Source organism: Rhodoferax sp. GW821-FHT09E07 (genome assembly GCF_059416145.1).
Map to the genome: position 1 here is coordinate 309,524 of NZ_JBWKOP010000001.1, position 14,603 is coordinate 324,126.

A 14,603-nucleotide genomic window follows, 5' to 3' on the forward strand; every position below is an offset into this window, starting at 1 on the left:
GGCAATAGCTGCCACCGAATGTCAGCTTTTATGGCTACCATGCAGCCATGCGTGCCAGCCGCCTCCTCACCATCCAGATGCTGTTGCAAACCCGCGGGCGCATGAGCGCACAGGCCTTGGCCCAGGTACTGGAGGTGTCGGTGCGCACGCTGTACCGCGATGTGGACCAGCTCACCGCAGCCGGCGTGCCCATTTATGCAGAGCAGGGCCGTAATGGCGGCTTTCAGCTGGTAGAGGGCTGGAAGACGACGCTGACGGGCTTCACGGCGTCCGAGTCACAAGCCGTCTTCATGAGCGGGCTGGCCGGCCCTGCGGCCGAGCTGGGCCTGGGTCAGCAGGTGGTGGATGCGCAGCTCAAGCTGATGACCGCGCTGCCCGCGCACCAGCGCGACGATGCTCAGCGCGTGCAGGCCCGCTTTCACCTGGACCCGGCCGACTGGTACCGTGAGGCCGACCCCGTGCCACACCTGGGCACGGTGGCCGCCGCCGTGTGGCAAGACCGGCAGCTCAGCCTGCGCTACGACAGCTGGAAGGCCGAGGTGCAGCGCACCGTGCACCCTCTGGGGCTGGTGTTGAAGGCGGGTGTGTGGTATCTGGTGGCAAGCTCCGATGCCAAGCCGCGCACTTACCGCATCTCCAACATCCTTGGCGCGGTGCTGCTGGACGAGGCCAGCACGCGGCCCAAGCGCTTTGACCTGCCCGCCTATTGGACTGAATCCATCCAGCGCTTTGAAGCCGAGCTGTACCAGGGCCATGCCATGGTTCAGGCCACGGCGCAGGGCGTGAAGCAGCTGCGCCAGCTCAGCAGCGCGGTGGCCAAGGCCTTGGCGGCCCAGGCATCGTCAGCGCCCGAGGGCGAGACGGTGCGCCTCAAGATCCCGATAGAAACGCTGGAAAACGCCAGCTACCAGCTGCTGCGCATGGCGCCACATGTGGTGGTGGTGTCCCCCGTGGCCCTGCGCCGGGCCATCGCGCAGCGCCTGCAAGCGATTCAGGTCTGCTATGGGGAGGGTGTATGAACAAAATTGGGGCCTAGCCCCCGTGGATATTGAACTATCCGCTATCTATTTGGTAGCGGATCGCTTAACGCAGTCCGGCGCCGGCTGCGTCTTCTTTGCGTTGGATGAGCTCAATCTTGTAACCATCGGGGTCGGTCACAAAGGCAATCACGGTGGTGCCGCCCTTGACCGGGCCGGCCTCGCGCGTCACGTTACCGCCAGCGGCCTTGATCTTCTCGCAGGCCGCATAGGCGTCGGGCACGCCCAGGGCGATGTGGCCGTAGGCGGTGCCCAGCTCGTAGCTTTCCACGCCCCAGTTGTAGGTCAGCTCGATCTCGGCCTGGCCGGGGTTGCCACCCTCAAAGCCGAGGAAGGCGAGGCTGTATTTGTACTCGGGGTTTTCCGAGGTGCGCAGTACCTGCATGCCCAGCACGCTGGTGTAGAAATCGATGGAGCGTTGAAGGTTGCCAACGCGCAGCATGGTGTGGAGGAATCGCATGCTGAACATTGTGCCGTAGGCTGCGTTTACCGGGGCAGCTTGAGGTCAAACACCAGGCAAGTGGTGGTGGCATGGGCGTAGAGCGTGCCGTCGGGGCCGTAGAGACGGGCCTCGGCGGTGGCGAGCTGGCGGCCGCAGTGGATCACCTTGCCCTCGGCGCGGATGCGCTGCACCTTGGGGCCGATGGCCTTGACGAGGTTCACGCCCAGTTCTGCCGTGGTGTAGCCGCGCCCGGGCAGCATCATGGTGTGCACCGCGCAGCCCAGCGCCGAATCCAGCAGCGTGGCGTACCAGCCGCCGTGGATGGTGCCCATGGGGTTGAGGTGGGCCGGCCCCGGTGTGCCCTGGAACACGGCACGCCCTTCGCTCACTTCCAGGATGGTGAAGTCCAGTGTCTTGGCAATGGCAGCGTAGGGCAGCTCGCCGCGCAGCATGGCCTGCATCTGCTCCAGGCCCGTGAGCGTCGCGATCTGGTCCGGGCGGGCCACACCAGGGCCGGGGCCAGCGTTCAAACGGCTCACAACATCGGCTTCTTCGGCCAGCCAGGCATCCAGGGTGGAGGGAGTGGTCATGGTGTTCATGGAAATCTCGGCGGTAGGGTTATTGAGAATATATTGTTGCATATACAACTAATGTATCTACAATAATTGGCATGAAAACCCTTGTCAAGCCGGCTGCTGTCACCGACGTTCCCAAACCGCAGGGCTGCACCAACCTGAAATTGCGCCAGCTGATGCGCCGCGTCTCTGTGCACTACGACACCGAGTTGGGCAAGGTCGGGCTAAAGATCACCCAATACTCCTTGCTCTCCCACGTGGTGAAGCTGGGGCCGCTTCGGGCGGTTGATCTGGCGGCAGTCATGCGCATGAGCACCTCCACGCTGTCGCGCAACCTGCAGCCCCTCATTGCCGCCGGATGGATCGCAGTGAACGCGGGTAACGACGCCCGCAGCCGCCTCATCACCGCCACCGCTGACGGCCAGGCCAAGCGCACTGAGGCGCAGCGCAGATGGCGCGTGGCGCAAGAGGCCATCAACCACATCCTGGGTGCGGCGCGCGTGAACGCGCTGCACGCCCTGATTGACGAATCCCTGGAACTGTTATCCCCCTTGGACACTGGAGACGATGATGTCTGATACCCCAATCACAACTTCCGCCCCCCGCAGCTTTGCGGTCTGGGTGATTTTGCTGGCCGCGGCCGGCGCTTTCGCGCTGACCATGGGCACGCGCCAGACCATGGGCCTATTCCTCAGTTCGCTCAACACGTCCACGGGTCTGGGCGTGGGCAGCATCAGCCTGGCCTTCGCGTTTGGCCAGCTTTGGTGGGGGCTCACCCAGCCGTTTGCGGGCGCCTTCGCCGACCGCGTGGGCGCGGGGCGCGTGCTGTTGCTGGGGGTGTCGCTGGTGGCGCTGGGCACCTTCATCACGCCCTTGATGACCACCACCGCCGGGTTGATTTTTGCCATTGGCGTGCTGGCCGCTGGCGGCGCGGGTATGGCCGGCCCTGCCGTGCTGATGGCTGCCACTACGCGCCTGCTACCCGCCAACAAACGCGGCATGGCTACGGGCATCGTGAATGCGGGTGGTTCGTTCGGCCAGTTCATCATGGCGCCCATTGCCGGGGCGCTCATGGTCAGCGTGGGCTGGGGCAACGCCATGCAGGTGATGGCGGGCCTGGTGCTCTTGGCGCTGCCGGCGGCCTTCTTCCTCAAGGGCAACAACGTACAGGTGGCAGCGCCTGGCGCCAAGACCATGAGCACGGGGGAGGCGGTGCGCCTGGCGCTGCGCACGCCCAGTTTCTTGCTGTTGGCAGCGGGCTTTTTTGTGTGTGGCTTCCACGTGGCGTTTCTGGCCACGCATTTGCCGGGCGTGGTGGCCGCCTGTGGTCTGCCTACGCAGTGGGGCGCCTGGGCGCTCGGCATCCTGGGCCTGTTCAACATCGTGGGCAGCATCGCCATGGGCTGGGCCGTGGGCCGTTGGCGCATGAAGTCGCTGCTGTCGCTGGTCTACAGCGTGCGCGCCATCGCCGTACTGGTGTTCCTGCTGGCCCCCAAGACCGGCCCCGTGGTACTCGTGTTTGCCGCGGTCATGGGTGTGAGCTTTCTGTCCACCGTGCCGCCCACGGCAGGGCTGGTGGCCAAGTTCTTCGGCACGGCGCACATGGCCACGCTGTTTGGCCTGGTGATGCTGACGCACCAGGTGGGCGGCTTCCTGGGGGCGTTTCTGGGTGGCAAGATTTTTGATGCCACCGGCAGCTACAACTGGGTTTGGTACATGGACATCGTGCTGGCTGTGGGTGCTGCGCTGATCCACCTGCCGATCAAAGAGGCCAAACTGGTCCGCTAGCCCGCGTAAACTCCGGCCGCATGAGCACCTTCACCAAAGTCATTTTGTTCACCGACACCGACGGGTTTGCCAAATTCCGCGAGGAAGAGATCCCGCTGGACGGCGGCACGCCGCAGTCCGCATTGTCCGCGGTGTTTGCCTCCGGCGGCTACCAGCTGCGCACCAGCCCGGTGGGCTTTCGCAGCCAGTTCCACTGCTCGGGCCACACGCAGTGGTGTTTCATCCTGCAGGGGCAAATGGAAATCGGCGTGCATGGCGAATCGCGCATCTTCAAGGCGGGTGAGCATTTTTACTCCGCCGACTTGCTGCCCGAAGGCGCTACGTTTGACCCCGCCATCCATGGCCACTGGAGCCAGCAGGTCGGCGACCAGCCGCTAGTCACCCTGTTTGTGCGCGGCTAGGCGCCGTTCACTGGGCGCGGCTGGCTGCGCCTTGTAGCTGGCCCGAGAGAATGCGCCGCACCCCGGGTTGCCCAGCCTTCACGGCCTGGATCAGTCCCGCGGCTACGTCCTTTACCTGGATGGAACGGTAGTTGGCCGGAATCAGCGGCCCTAGCCAGCGCGAGATGTTGAGCGCCCAGATTTCCCCGCTGCGCACCGGCTGGTCCAGCGAACTGCGGTTGCCCGCCAGCATGGACGGCTGTGCGATGGACACGCTGGTATAGCCGATGGAAGACACGGCAGTCTCCATCTCACCCTTGGTCCGGTTGTAGAAAATGCCGGATTGGGCGTCCGCGCCCATGGCGCTCACCACTCCTAATTTAGTAGCACCTTGCGCATAGGCTGCGCGGGCTACAGCCACAACGGCCTCGTAGTCTATGGCGCGGAAGGCCTGCTGGCTGCCCGCCACCTTGATGGTGGTGCCCAGACAAATAAAAACATCGTCGGTCCGCGGCGGCTCGGGGAGCGCCGCGAAGTCGACGATGTGTTGGGTCAGCTTGGGGTGGGTCAGGGGCAACGTGCGCCGCCCCAGACTGTGTACCGCGCTGTAGCTGTTATCGGCTAGAAGAGCCGCCAGAACCTCGCGGCCCACGAGACCCGTTGCCCCCGCCACCAAAGCCACCCGAGCGGCCACCGCCGCCGTAGCCTCCGCCACCACCACCGTATCCGCCGCCATTGCCACCTCCGCTGCGGCCACCGCCGCCAAATCCACCACCACCACGGCGACCGCCGCGTCCGGCCATCATATCGACGCTGGTGCGCATGGGGTCGGGTTGGGCACTGGAGGGACGCGGTGCGCGGCCTTCATGCGTGAAGCCTGCGGGAGGTTGGTACTCGGCATTGCCGCCACCCTGGGGGCGGCCACGGCCTTGGCCTTGTGGAGGGCGTGCGCCCTGCGGACGGGGTTGCTGTTCGCTGCGGGGACCGCGTCCGCCGCCATTGCCACCACCATTGCCTGCGCCGCTTCCACCGCGGTGGCCGCCACCACCGTTGCCGCCGCCAGAGCGTGCACCCTGGCTGGCCTTGCTGTCACGCACGCGTTGCAGCATTTCGGTGCGGGCGGCCTTGGCAGCCGCCTGCATCACGTCGCGGCTTGGGGGCTTGCCTGCGCCACCCCAGATGGTCTGGCGGCCCATGGCAATGGGTTCGCCCTTTTCGCCGGGTTCGGGGCCAAAGCCTTCGATGACCTTGACGTCAATCTTTTGCTTGGTGAAGCGCTCGATGTCCTGCATGAAGCCTTCTTCGTCCAGGCACACCAGGTTCACGGCAGCGCCGTCGGCACCCGCGCGGCCGGTACGGCCGATGCGGTGCACATAGTCTTCGCTGACGTTGGGGATTTCGTAGTTCACCACGTGCGGCAGGTCGTCAATGTCGATACCGCGGGCCGCAATGTCGGTGGCCACCAGGGCGCGCACATCGCCGCTCTTGAAGCCCGACAGCGCCTGGGTGCGCGCAGCCTGGCTCTTGTTGCCGTGCAGGGCCATGGCGGTGATGCCGTTTTTCTCGAGGAACTCGGCCACGTTGTTGGCGCCAAACTTGGTGCGGGTGAACACCAGCACCTGGCTCCAGTTTTGCTCGTTGATGATGTGGGCCAGCAGGGCCTTCTTCTTGCCGCGACCCACGGGGTGGATCACCTGGGTGATGCGCTGCACCGTGGTGTTGCGGGGCGTGACTTGCACGCTTTGCGGGTTTTTCAGCAGGCCATTGGCCAGTTCGCGGATTTCGTCGCTGAAGGTGGCGGAGAACAGCAGGCTTTGCTTTTCCTTGGGCACCAAGGCCAGCACCTTCTTCACGTCGTGGATGAAGCCCATGTCCAGCATGCGGTCGGCCTCGTCCAGCACCAGCATTTGCACCTGGCCCAGGTCCAGCATGCCTTGTTGCGCCAGGTCCAGCAGACGGCCCGGGGTGGCCACCAGAATGTCCACGCCTTTTTTGACCTTGGAGATTTGCGGGTTCATGCCCACGCCGCCAAAGATGACGGTGGAGGACAGTTGCAGGTACTTGCCATATTGGCGCACGGACTCTTCCACCTGGGCGGCGAGTTCGCGGGTGGGGGTCAGCACCAGGGCACGGATGCCGGTACCGCCAAATTTGTTTTGCGCGCTGCGGCTCATGGAGAGGCGGTGCAGCAGGGGCAGGGTAAAGGCCGCGGTTTTGCCGGTACCGGTCTGGGCGCCGCCCAGCAGGTCGTGGCCTTCGAGGACCAGGGGAATGGCCTGGGCCTGGATCGCGGTGGGGGTCTCGTAACCCTGCTCACGCACGGCTTTGACAATGGCGGGTGCCAGTTTCAGATCTTCAAAGTTCATTGGATAGATGCGTCCGTCCGGGACGCTTGGGAATCGGCCGTTCTGCAGGCACCAAGGCGAGCAGTCAGTCAAAGGCAGATGGATTCAAAAGTGGGACGCCATGTGGTTTGGCAGTCCCCAGCAAGGTGCTGGTATTGCGGGCAACTGAAGCGCCGCAATGGGGTGTATTGTCGCACGGTCTGGCCCAGGCCCCGAAAACAGGCGTTTGGTTCAGGTCAAAACAGGGGGTTAAAGTGCGGTAACAAACTGTCAAACCACTGGCGCAACACGCCCGTATGTGGAGAATGTCGGCACAATGAAAAAATACCTTTTGCGGCGTTTGGGTGTGGCCCAAGATCCGGGGCAAACCAAGCCTTCGCTGCAAACCTGCATTGAGGCGGTGTTGGACCAAAGCGATGCACTGGTAGACGACGTGCTCTTGGGGTTGCAGTCGGCCCTGTCTCCCGTGAACAGCAAAAACCTGCATGCCCGGCAAAACCCGCTGCGTCGTGTCACGGTCGAGCAACTGGTGCTGCGCCAGGCTGAACTCAAATCCATTTTCTCCAAATCCCTGCGCGCCGCCGTGTATGGCGGTGACACCCAGCGTCGCGTCAGTCCGGCGCGGGTCAAGTTCGATGATTTCCAGTTTCTGGACGACGAGCAAATCGATGCCAACATTGAACTGGCGTTGACCGAGCAGGAGGTGACCTCCGCGGTGGACGACGTGCTCCCTGCCCTGAATGGCTACGTCAGCAGCCTGTTGGGTTGGTCCAGCGTGCAGCCGCACCTGAATCCCATCAAACCGGAGGCCTTCGTGTTTTCCTTGCGCGAGGCGCTGGGCGAACTGGTGCCCGAAGATGAAGCGCGTGGCGCTGTGATGACGCTTGCCGCCGGGCTGCTGGGCGCGGCCTTGCACCAGCTGTACCGTGAGGTGACGGACTGGTTGCGCTCCCAAGGCGTGGAGCCAGTGGCTTCTGCCACCTCCAGCACGGGACCCTTTGGCGCGCAGGTCAAGGTGGCCGAAAACTCCGTCACGCGCACCTTGTTGACGCTGGACAAACTGCGCCGTCTGCTATCGGGCGAGCTGGACCCCAGTGGTGCAGCCCGGGGGATCAAGGACTTCACCCACACGGTACCGGCATCGTTTCTGGCGCTGGAGGACATGAAACTGGTCGAGCCCATGATGAAGCGGCTGGCCGAGCGTGCCAACCTGTCTGGCCAAGCTGTACCCAAGGCAAAAATCGCCGGCAAGGGCCAGACAAAAGATGGCGTGCAAGGCCGCGCGCTGGGCCAGCAGTTGGGGGAGGAGGTGGTGCGCCTGATGTTGGAAAACCTGATGCAGGACCGCCGATTGCTCGCGCCAGTGCGCCAGGGTCTCAAAGGCTTGGAGTCCGTGCTGATCCGACTGTCCCAGTCCGACCCGCGCTTTTTCAGTGAGAAAAAGCATCCGGCACGCCTGTTTCTGGACAAGATCACCAATCGCAGCTTGGCTTTCACCTCGGAGGACGAGCCCGGTTTCAGCCGGTTCCAGAAGACATTTGACAACGCATTGAGCGTACTGACGGGCGGCGAGGGAGATGCCAACGCCTTCGCGCGCCTACTGCGCAAGCTGGAAGAGGGCTGGACGCAGGACGAAAAGGTGCAACGTGCCCGTGCGGAAGAAGCGGCGCGTGGTTTGCTGCATGCCGAGCAGCGCAACTTGCTGGCCGAGCGCTTCAGCCAGGACTTTACCGAGCGCCTGAGCCGCAAGACCGTGCCCGAGCTCGTCGTGAAGTTTCTGCAAGGCCCTTGGGCCCAGGTGGTGGCCGAGTCCCAACTGCGCTGTGCCGATGGCACACAGGATGCGGACGGCTACCTGGCCCTGGTGGACGACTTGATCTGGAGCGTGCGCCTGCGCCTGGCGCGGCGCAATCGCACACGCTTGGTCGAGTTGGTACCTCAAATGCTGGTGAAAATTCGCCAGGGGCTGCAGCTCATCGAGTACCCGGAAGAGCGCATTCCGGTGTTTTTTGACGGACTGATAGCCGTGCACGAGCAGGTGTTTGAGAGTGCCAGGGCTGCGTCGCAGGACGCCAGCATGGCCCCCGCGGAAACCGTGGCGCACGACCCCAACGAGGACGATGACGGCGCCAGCTCGGAGCCTGCGGGCTTCTGGATGGCGGAGAGTGAGGCCGCCGATTCAGGCTTTTTGCGCGAGGGCTTTGAACCCCCACCCTCGTCTCCCGAAGTTGCAGACGTGGCAGACCCTGCACTGCAAAGTGCCTGGGGTGCCGACAGTTTGCAGACGGGGTCTTGGGTGAACCTGGCGTTGGACGGTCAGTGGGTACGGGCCCAGCTCACCTGGGCCAGCCCGCACCGCACGCTGTTCATGTTCATCTCGTCGGGCGGTCTGGCGCACTCGATGTCCCGCCGCACCATGGACCGCCTGCGTGGTCTGGGGCTGATCCATCTGGTGTCCGATGGCCACGTGATGGACAACGCGCTGGACGCCGTGGCCCAGGCTGCCCTGCGCAACGACCTCGGAAACGTGGGTAGCGCAGGCTAATTCGGCGGCCGCTCGGTCTAACGGGAGTGCGGCAGTCGATAATGTCGGTTTTCCCGCTGAAACAACCAGACTCGCAATGGCCCAATACGTTTTCTCCATGAACCGCGTCGGCAAGATCGTGCCGCCCAAGCGTCACATTCTTAAAGACATCTCTTTGAGCTTCTTTCCGGGCGCCAAAATCGGCGTGTTGGGGACCAACGGCTCGGGCAAGTCCACCTTGCTCAAGATCATGGCGGGCATCGACAAGGAAATCGAAGGCGAAGCCATCCCCATGGCTGGCCTGAACATCGGCTACCTGCCCCAAGAACCCCAACTGGACCCCACCCAGACCGTACGTGAAAGCGTGGAAGCCGGCATGGGCAAGGTGTTTGCCGCCAAAGCCCGCCTCGAAGAGGTCTACACCGCCTACGGTGCCGAAGACGCCGACTTTGACGCCTTGGCCGCCGAGCAGGCCGAACTGGAAGCCATCATTGCCACCGCCGGCACCGACTCTGAACACCAATTGGAAATCGCCGCCGACGCGCTGCGCCTGCCCCCATGGGATGCCAACATCGGCGTGTTGTCCGGTGGTGAAAAACGCCGCGTGGCGCTGTGCCGCTTGCTGCTGTCCAAGCCCGACATGCTGCTGCTCGATGAGCCGACCAACCACTTGGACGCCGAATCGGTGGACTGGCTGGAGCAGTTCCTGCAACGCTATTCCGGCACCGTGGTGGCCATCACCCACGATCGCTACTTCCTGGACAACGCCGCCGAGTGGATTCTGGAACTGGACCGGGGCTCCGGCATTCCGTACAAGGGCAACTATTCCGACTGGCTGACGCAAAAGGGAGCCCGCCTGGAAGCCGAGCAAAAGGGTGAAGAAGCCCGCGCCAAGGCCTTGAAGAAGGAACTGGAATGGTCGCGCCAGAACCCCAAGGCGCGCCAAGCCAAGAGCAAGGCCCGTCTGGCCCGCTTCGAGGAATTGAGCGACTTCGAATACCAGAAGCGCAACGAGACCAATGAAATCTTCATCCCGGTGGCCGACCGTCTGGGCAGCCAGGTCATCGAGTTCAAGGGTGTGACCAAGTCCTTTGGTGACCGCGTACTCATCGACAATCTGAGCTTCAACATCCCCGCTGGCGCCATTGTCGGCATCATCGGCCCCAACGGCGCCGGTAAATCCACGCTGTTCAAGCTGATCGCCGGTCGCGAGAAGCCGGATTCGGGCGAGGTCGTCATCGGCTCCACCGTCAAGATGGCCTTTGTGGACCAGCACCGCGACGACTTGTCCAACGACAAGACCGTCTGGGAAGATGTTTCAGGCGGACTCGACATCCTCAACGTCGGCAAGTTCCAGATGGCCAGCCGTGCCTACTGCGGCCGCTTCAACTTCAACGGCGCGGACCAGCAGAAGAAGGTTGGCATGCTGTCCGGCGGTGAACGCGGCCGTCTGCACCTGGCCAAGACGCTGATCGCTGGCGGCAACGTGTTGATGCTCGATGAGCCGTCCAACGATCTGGACGTGGAAACCCTGCGCGCGCTGGAAGACGCGCTCCTGGAATTCGCCGGCACCATGCTGGTGATCTCCCATGATCGCTGGTTCCTGGACCGTATTGCCACGCACATCCTGGCCGCCGAAGGTGACAGCCAGTGGACCTTCTTTGACGGCAACTACCAGGAGTACGAAGCCGACAAGAAGAAGCGTCTGGGTGAAGAGGGCGCCAAGCCCAAGCGCGTGCGCTATAAGGCCTTGAAGTAATCTTGTCCCATCCCGCCTGTGGAGTGCCCACACCATGAATGAGCCCAGCCCTCAGTACGCCGCCCTGTACCAATCCACGGTGAGGGAGGCGGCTGCGGGAGGTGCGTCCATCATGGGCAAGCTGATCGCAGCGGTGCGCAAAACCCTGCATGCACGGGTTGCCAGTGCACGCGACCTGCGGGAGCGGGAGGTGCATGAGGAGTCCCTCAGGCATTTGCTGGCGCAAGAGCCCGGCATGCGAACCCAGTACCCGCAGGTGCTGCTGGAAGCATTCAACAAGCCCGTGCCCACCGCGAAAGCGCCCAGCCTTTCCTTGGCTGAGGTGCATTTTGACCAACTGGAATTGATGGACGAAGTGCAGGTGCAGGAGAGCGTGAACATGGCGCGCGCCCAGCAAATGGCCATGCTCGCGGCCGAAGCCAGCCTCGCGGATCTCAATACCCTTATCTGTGCCACCTTGGGCTTGGCCACGGTGCGGCCTGAGCGCAACCCGCTGCGACCCGAGATTTATCTGCAGGCGCTCAAGCAGGTGGTCGAGCGCCTGGCGGTGCCTGCGGCGTTGCGGCTGGATTGGATGACCACCATGGGGGTCTCGCTGGGCAGCGAGCTGCGCGATTTGTACACCAGCCTGTCGCAGCAAATGCGTTCACAGGGCGTGGTTGCTGCCGGCTATGCGGTGGTGCCTACGCCGGGTGGTGGCACTGCTGGTGGGGGGGGGGCGAAAAGTGCCGCCACACAGGCCATCAGTTCAGGTGCGCCGGGCAGTGCCGAGCGCGAAGCGCTGATCGCCTCCGAGATGCGCGCCGCGCGCCGCGCAAGTGATCCGGCATTGCTCACCTTGGACCGTCTGCGCCGCCTGCTGGCCGGAGAGTTGGACCAGCATGGTACGCCCCACCGGGTGGCGGCTTTTGCCCAGCAATTCGCCCGTGAGTTTGAAAGTGGCGGCTTACCCATGCCGGGGGCGGACCAGGATTTCGACGCCACCATGCCTGCCGCGTTGGAAGCGCTGACCGAAATGAAGCAGGTGGACCGCGTGGTCCAGCGGTTGGAGCAACGGCGCAGTGCGGGTGCTCTCGTGGCGCCCGATGAAAAAGCCGCCCACGCAACCCGGGAAGCCATACGCCGCAGTGCCGCCGGTATTGCACAGGCCCTGAGCCTGGAAGTGGTCAACCTGATGGTGGACAACATTGCGCGCGATCCGCGTCTGGTGGCACCGGTACAGCAGGTGGTTCGGGGCCTGGAGCCCGCATTGATGCGTCTGGCGCTGGTGGATCCGCGCATCTTCACCGACAAGCAGCACGCGGCCCGTGTGCTGGTGCAGGAGCTGACCCATCGCAGCCTGGCATTCACATCGCCGCAAAGCCCGGGCTTTGCCGACTTCTTCCAGCAAGTGCAAGTGGCACTGGCTCCGGTGGTGGACGTGGATATCACCAGTGCGGAGCCCTTTGAAAATGTGCTGGCCGATTTGCGCCAGCTCTGGGATGCGCAGGCCCGGGCGCAGGAAGCCTCCCGCGCGCAGGCCGTGCGGGCCCTGCAGCAGGCCGAGCAGCGCAACCTGCTGGCCGAAAAAATTGCGCGTGAAATTGATTCCCACCCGGACGCCGCCAAGGTGCCTGAGGTGGTGATTGCGTTTCTCTGTGGCCCGTGGGCCCAGGTGGTGGCACAGGCGCGCCTGCAGGGCGGTGCGGGTTCCAGTGTGGCGGACAAATACCAGGCGCTGATCTCGGCCACGCTGTGGAGTGCCCACCCGGATCTGGCCCGCATGAACGTCGCCAAGCTCACACGCCTGGTGCCGCTGCTGATCAGCACCCTGCGCGAGGGACTGGACACCATTCGCTACCCGGCGACCAAGACCAGTGCCTTCCTGGAGGCCTTGATGGGTTTGCACCAGCTGGCCTTCCGTGCAGGTGCCAAGCCCGCAGAACAACCAGTGACCCCTGCGGTGCCTGCAGCGCCCGTGGTGCGTACCCGCCCGGTGGAGGACGGCGACCCGTGGGTGGCGCCCGAAGAGGCCCACGATTCCAATTTCATCGAACTGCCAGAACCAGCGCAGACCACCGAGACGGTGGCACCTGCGGTCGCAGCAGATGCTGCACCAGCCAAGCCGGCCCAGGCTGCCGTGGTCAGCACAGGCAACCTGCCGCTGGGATCCTGGGTTGAGCTGATGGTCGGGGATCAGTGGGTGCGTACCCAACTCACCTGGGCCAGCCCGCATGGCACGCTTTTCCTGTTCACCAGCGGCGCTGGCACGACCCAGTCGATGACGCGGCGCACGCATGACAAACTGGTCGCTGGTGGCCAGTTACGAGTGATTTCCGGGCAGCCGGTGGTCGATGGAGCGCTGGATGCCGTGGCCCAGCAGGCTATGCGCAACAGCGTGGATTCGACGCTCTAAGCGGCTTTGCCGGCCAGCTTGGCCTGCAGCTTTTGGCGCACCAGCCCGATGTGGTTGCGCAGCGTGTACAGCTCGTCGGTGTAGGACAGTGGCACGATCACTTTCTCCACTTTGGCTTCCAGCACTTCCAGTTCCTCCAGCAAGGTGGGGGCCTGCTCAGTGTCCTTCTCCAGCCGTTCCTCAATCTCGCGCAACTGCCCATACCAGCGGAACACGCGCGAGCGCACCCTGAATGCGTACAACGGCGGTGCAATCTTGCCCAGCGGCAGCAGCACGGCAATGATGATGCCCATGGCCAGCCACATGCGCTCGATCAGATTGGCCAGCGTGAAAGGTAGGTAGCGCTGCAACGAGGGCGTGCCGTTGCGCAGCGTGCGTTCGGCTTCGGGGGCCAGCGGGTATTCGGCATTGGCTGCGTTGGGATACTCGCGGGCCCGGTTGAACCAGCCACCCTGGCCATGGACCTGTAGTGCTGCCTGGGACAGCAGTTGGCGCAGGGCCGGGTGCAGGCCGTCGCGTGCCAGCATGCTGGTGGTGGTAGCAATCAGGTGCACATCCTCCTTGGGCATGTTGCGTGCTAAATCGACAATGCCATTGGGCAGCACGACCGGGCTGACAAAGGGCAGGCGCCGTGCGTAGGCCTCGTTCTGCGAAAAGTCCATGAGCCGGATGCCTGGTGTTTGCAGCAGCATTTGCACAATGGGCGCTTCCGGGGCCGAGGCAAACACCACCGCATCGAGCTGGCCGTCCAGCAGTTTCACGGTGGCGGGTGTCTGCTCCAGCTGCGAGAGCTTGAGTGCGCGAGGTTCCACACGGTTCATGTCCAGCAAGGTTTGCATCAGCCTGGGCACACCACTGCCGGCCGCCCCCACGTTGACGCGCATGTGGCTCAGCTGGGTCAGCGAGCTCAGTCGTCCACTGGGCACCACGGCCCGCGCAGATGCGGTGCGGTAGAACAGCCAGATGGGTTCGACAAACAAATTGCCCAGCGTGACCAAGTCCTCGGCTTCGTCGTCGGGCACATTGCCGTTGCCCGTGCCGCCCTGTACAAACCCGGCGTCGGCCTGGCCGGTGCGCAGCAGGTTCAGATTGGCGGACGAGCCTTCACTGGGCAAGAGCACCACCTCAATGCCGCTGGCGGCCAGGGCTTTGGCGTAGCGCTTGCCCAGCTCGGCGTAGGCGCTTTGCTCGGGGCCGGTGGCCAGCGTCAGGCGCTTGGGCGGCATGGGGTCCAGCCACCAGTAGGCCAGCCACAGCAAACCGGCAGCAGCCAGGACCAAGGGGCTGGCCGAGGTCAGCAGGTCGCGCAGGGACAGCAGAACATGGCGTACGGAGCGGGGCAAAGATGGCATGGACGT

12 protein-coding genes are annotated in these 14,603 nt (G+C 64.0%); 7 read left to right on the forward strand and 5 right to left on the reverse strand.

The window, feature by feature from the left end:
• Positions 1 to 47: 47 nt before the first annotated feature.
• Positions 48 to 1,019 carry a helix-turn-helix transcriptional regulator gene (locus AC07OE_RS01565; protein ID WP_495068805.1) on the forward strand — a complete coding sequence of 324 codons (972 nt, stop codon included), beginning with the start codon at positions 48 to 50 and terminating at the stop codon, positions 1,017 to 1,019.
• A gap of 64 nt (positions 1,020 to 1,083) precedes the next feature.
• Here the strand turns inward: AC07OE_RS01565 and gloA are convergent, their stop codons facing one another.
• Together gloA and AC07OE_RS01575 are read right to left on the reverse strand one after the other, a co-directional pair.
• Positions 1,084 to 1,497, reverse strand: a complete 414-nt coding sequence (gloA, locus tag AC07OE_RS01570; RefSeq protein ID WP_495068806.1) for a lactoylglutathione lyase — start codon at positions 1,495 to 1,497, stop codon at positions 1,084 to 1,086.
• Between the two features lie 26 nt (positions 1,498 to 1,523).
• Positions 1,524 to 2,069, reverse strand: a complete 546-nt coding sequence (locus AC07OE_RS01575; protein WP_495069124.1) for a PaaI family thioesterase — start codon at positions 2,067 to 2,069, stop codon at positions 1,524 to 1,526.
• An 80-nt stretch (positions 2,070 to 2,149) separates the two neighbouring features.
• Here AC07OE_RS01575 and AC07OE_RS01580 point away from each other — a divergent pair, with 80 nt between their 5' ends.
• Genes AC07OE_RS01580 through AC07OE_RS01590 form a run of 3 tightly spaced genes read left to right on the forward strand, consistent with a single transcriptional unit; the run spans position 2,150 to position 4,243 of the window.
• A complete protein-coding gene (locus AC07OE_RS01580) occupies positions 2,150 to 2,632 on the forward strand; it encodes a MarR family winged helix-turn-helix transcriptional regulator (protein WP_495068807.1) in 483 nt (160 codons plus the stop codon).
• The gene (locus AC07OE_RS01585; RefSeq protein WP_495068808.1) at positions 2,625 to 3,842 is read left to right on the forward strand and encodes an MFS transporter; all 1,218 of its coding nucleotides are present in this window, start codon (positions 2,625 to 2,627) and stop codon (positions 3,840 to 3,842) included. The genes AC07OE_RS01580 and AC07OE_RS01585 overlap by 8 nt, the downstream gene beginning before the upstream one ends.
• Before the next feature lie 20 nt (positions 3,843 to 3,862).
• On the forward strand, positions 3,863 to 4,243 hold the full coding sequence (locus AC07OE_RS01590) for a cupin domain-containing protein (protein WP_495068809.1): 381 nt from the start codon (positions 3,863 to 3,865) through the stop codon (positions 4,241 to 4,243).
• A gap of 7 nt (positions 4,244 to 4,250) precedes the next feature.
• Here AC07OE_RS01590 and AC07OE_RS01595 read toward each other — a convergent pair whose 3' ends face one another.
• On the reverse strand, positions 4,251 to 4,943 hold the full coding sequence (locus AC07OE_RS01595; protein ID WP_495069125.1) for a Rossmann-fold NAD(P)-binding domain-containing protein: 693 nt from the start codon (positions 4,941 to 4,943) through the stop codon (positions 4,251 to 4,253).
• Positions 4,837 to 6,588 (reverse strand): DEAD/DEAH box helicase, encoded by a 1,752-nt coding sequence (locus AC07OE_RS01600; RefSeq protein ID WP_495068810.1) that lies wholly within the window; start codon positions 6,586 to 6,588, stop codon positions 4,837 to 4,839. Before AC07OE_RS01600 ends, AC07OE_RS01595 begins: the two co-directional genes overlap by 107 nt.
• A gap of 295 nt (positions 6,589 to 6,883) precedes the next feature.
• Here AC07OE_RS01600 and AC07OE_RS01605 point away from each other — a divergent pair, with 295 nt between their 5' ends.
• From AC07OE_RS01605 to AC07OE_RS01615, 3 genes are all read left to right on the forward strand, one after another.
• A complete protein-coding gene (locus AC07OE_RS01605; RefSeq protein ID WP_495068811.1) occupies positions 6,884 to 9,112 on the forward strand; it encodes a DUF1631 family protein in 2,229 nt (742 codons plus the stop codon).
• A 76-nt stretch (positions 9,113 to 9,188) separates the two neighbouring features.
• The gene (gene ettA / locus AC07OE_RS01610) at positions 9,189 to 10,850 is read left to right on the forward strand and encodes an energy-dependent translational throttle protein EttA (RefSeq protein WP_495068812.1); all 1,662 of its coding nucleotides are present in this window, start codon (positions 9,189 to 9,191) and stop codon (positions 10,848 to 10,850) included.
• 34 nt (positions 10,851 to 10,884) lie between these two features.
• Positions 10,885 to 13,245 carry a DUF1631 family protein gene (locus AC07OE_RS01615; RefSeq protein WP_495068813.1) on the forward strand — a complete coding sequence of 787 codons (2,361 nt, stop codon included), beginning with the start codon at positions 10,885 to 10,887 and terminating at the stop codon, positions 13,243 to 13,245.
• Here AC07OE_RS01615 and AC07OE_RS01620 read toward each other — a convergent pair.
• On the reverse strand, positions 13,242 to 14,597 hold the full coding sequence (locus AC07OE_RS01620; RefSeq protein WP_495068814.1) for a TAXI family TRAP transporter solute-binding subunit: 1,356 nt from the start codon (positions 14,595 to 14,597) through the stop codon (positions 13,242 to 13,244). The two genes, AC07OE_RS01615 and AC07OE_RS01620, sit on opposite strands and share 4 nt — an antisense overlap.
• Positions 14,598 to 14,603: the final 6 nt, after the last annotated feature.

Excerpts from the sequence above, each read along its gene's own strand:
- AC07OE_RS01600 (WP_495068810.1), bottom strand. The coding sequence starts at position 6,588 with ATGAACTTTGAAGATCTGAAACTGGCACCCGCCATTGTCAAAGCCGTG.
- AC07OE_RS01605 (WP_495068811.1), top strand. The coding sequence starts at position 6,884 with ATGAAAAAATACCTTTTGCGGCGTTTGGGTGTGGCCCAAGATCCGGGG.
- AC07OE_RS01615 (WP_495068813.1), top strand. The coding sequence starts at position 10,885 with ATGAATGAGCCCAGCCCTCAGTACGCCGCCCTGTACCAATCCACGGTG.
- AC07OE_RS01590 (WP_495068809.1), top strand. The coding sequence starts at position 3,863 with ATGAGCACCTTCACCAAAGTCATTTTGTTCACCGACACCGACGGGTTT.
- AC07OE_RS01575 (WP_495069124.1), bottom strand. The coding sequence starts at position 2,069 with ATGACCACTCCCTCCACCCTGGATGCCTGGCTGGCCGAAGAAGCCGAT.
- ettA (WP_495068812.1), top strand. The coding sequence starts at position 9,189 with ATGGCCCAATACGTTTTCTCCATGAACCGCGTCGGCAAGATCGTGCCG.
- AC07OE_RS01620 (WP_495068814.1), bottom strand. The coding sequence starts at position 14,597 with ATGCCATCTTTGCCCCGCTCCGTACGCCATGTTCTGCTGTCCCTGCGC.
- AC07OE_RS01585 (WP_495068808.1), top strand. The coding sequence starts at position 2,625 with ATGTCTGATACCCCAATCACAACTTCCGCCCCCCGCAGCTTTGCGGTC.
- gloA (WP_495068806.1), bottom strand. The coding sequence starts at position 1,497 with ATGCGATTCCTCCACACCATGCTGCGCGTTGGCAACCTTCAACGCTCC.
- AC07OE_RS01580 (WP_495068807.1), top strand. The coding sequence starts at position 2,150 with ATGAAAACCCTTGTCAAGCCGGCTGCTGTCACCGACGTTCCCAAACCG.
- AC07OE_RS01565 (WP_495068805.1), top strand. The coding sequence starts at position 48 with ATGCGTGCCAGCCGCCTCCTCACCATCCAGATGCTGTTGCAAACCCGC.